This window comes from Streptomyces sp. CB01881 (assembly GCF_002953255.1).
Lineage (GTDB): Bacteria > Actinomycetota > Actinomycetes > Streptomycetales > Streptomycetaceae > Kitasatospora.
Window position 1 is genome coordinate 10,852,531 of sequence record NZ_CP026498.1, and the last position, 1,831, is coordinate 10,854,361.

General features: G+C 74.7%; 1 protein-coding gene and 1 pseudogene. Both read left to right on the plus strand.

What is annotated here, in order from left to right:
* The first annotated feature begins 184 nt into the window (after nucleotides 1-184).
* Nucleotides 185-1,585 (plus strand): GH1 family beta-glucosidase, encoded by a 1,401-nt coding sequence (locus tag C2142_RS36710; protein ID WP_148647113.1) that lies wholly within the window; start codon nucleotides 185-187, stop codon nucleotides 1,583-1,585.
* Nucleotides 1,582-1,831: pseudogene (locus C2142_RS41155) on the plus strand (alpha-xylosidase); the annotation flags it as partial. The gene C2142_RS36710 and the pseudogene C2142_RS41155, both read left to right, overlap by 4 nt.

Below are 1,831 nucleotides of genomic sequence, written 5' to 3' on the forward strand. Positions count from 1 at the left end.
ACGCGGGCGAGCACCATGACGGTGTGGCCCTTCGCCGACCACGGCGGCGGCTGCGGCTCCAACCCGCCCGCCCAGCTCTCCTGGCTGCTCGACCGCGGGCTGGCGCCGGAGCTGTGACCGCCGTGCCCCCCGCGCAGGGCCGGCCGTGCGCCCGATCCCCGAGACACCCGTGAGGTACCGCCGCATGAGCACCCCCGCCTTCCCGGACCTGCCCGCCGGCTTCCGCTTCGGCGCCGCCACCGCCGCCTACCAGATCGAGGGTGCCCACGACGAGGACGGCCGCGGCCCGTCCATCTGGGACGCCTACAGCCACACCCCGGGCCGCACCCGCGGCGGCGCCACCGGCGACACCGCCTGCGACCACTACCACCGCTACCCCGAGGACGTCGCCCTGCTCCGCGGGCTGGGCGTCGACGGCTACCGCTTCTCCATCGCCTGGCCCCGCCTCCTGCCGCAGGGCACCGGCCCGGTCAACCCGAAGGGCCTGGACTTCTACGACCGGCTGATCGACGAACTGCTGGCCGCCGGCATCGCGCCCGCCGCGACCCTCTACCACTGGGACCTGCCGCAGGCCCTGGAGGACCGGGGTGGCTGGCGGGTCAGGGAGACGGCCGAGGCGTTCGCCGAGTACGCGGCCGTCGCCGCCGAGCGTTACGGAGACCGGGTCGAGCGCTGGATCACCCTGAACGAGCCGTTCTGCTCCGCCTTCGTCGGCTACGCCGAGGGCCGGCACGCGCCCGGCGCCCGGGAGGGCCGCGGCGCTCTGGCGGCCGCCCACCACCTGCTGGTCGGCCACGGCCTCGCGGTCCGGGAACTGCGCGCCGCCGGCGCCCGCGAGGTCGGGACCACGCTCAACCCCGACCGTCTGCACGCCGCCTCCGACCGCCCCGAGGACCTCGCCGCCCTGCGCCGGGCCGAGGTGCTGCACAACGACGTCTGGACCGAGCCGCTGTTCGCCGGGCGCTACCCCGAGCACGAGGCCGAGACCTGGGCGGGCCTCGCCGACGGACCCTGGCGCCGGCCGGGGGACCTGGAACTGATCGGCGCGCCACTGGACTTCGTCGGCATCAACTTCTACCGGCCGATCACCGTCGAGGCCGCCCCGCGCCGCGAGGACGACCCCGAACGGCGCACCGCCATGGACATCGGCGTCGCCGAGCCGAACCCGTACGGCACCCGGCTCACCACCATGGGCTGGCCCGTCGTCCCGTCCGCGTTCACCGAGCTGCTCCGCGACCTCGACGCCCGCTACCCGCGGCTCCCGCCGGTCTGGATCACCGAGAACGGCTCCGCCGAGGCCGACAGCGTCACCCCCGACGGCCGGGTGCACGACGCGGAACGGATCGACTACCTGGCCGGCCACCTCGCCGCCGTCGCCGACGCCATCGTGGCCGGGGTCGACGTGCGCGGCTACTACGTCTGGTCCCTGCTGGACAACTTCGAGTGGGCCCGAGGCTACGAGCAGCGCTTCGGCCTGGTCCACGTCGACTACGAAACCCTGACCCGAACGCCCAAGGACAGCTACCACTGGTACCGGGGCCTGATCACCGCGCACCGCGCGCGGACGGAGGAACCAGCACGATGAAGTTCACCGACGGCTACTGGCTGATGCGCCCGGGCGTCACCGCGCGCTACGCCACCGAGGTCGCCGACGTCCGCACCGGCGAGGACCGGATGACCCTCTACGCGCCCGTGAAGCACGTGCGCGGCCGCGGTGACACGCTCAACAGCCCACTGCTGACGGTCGAGTGCTGGTCCCCGGCCGAGGGCGTGATCGGAGTGCGCACCACCCACCACGCCGGCTCCGTGCGGCGCGGGCCGGACTTCGCGC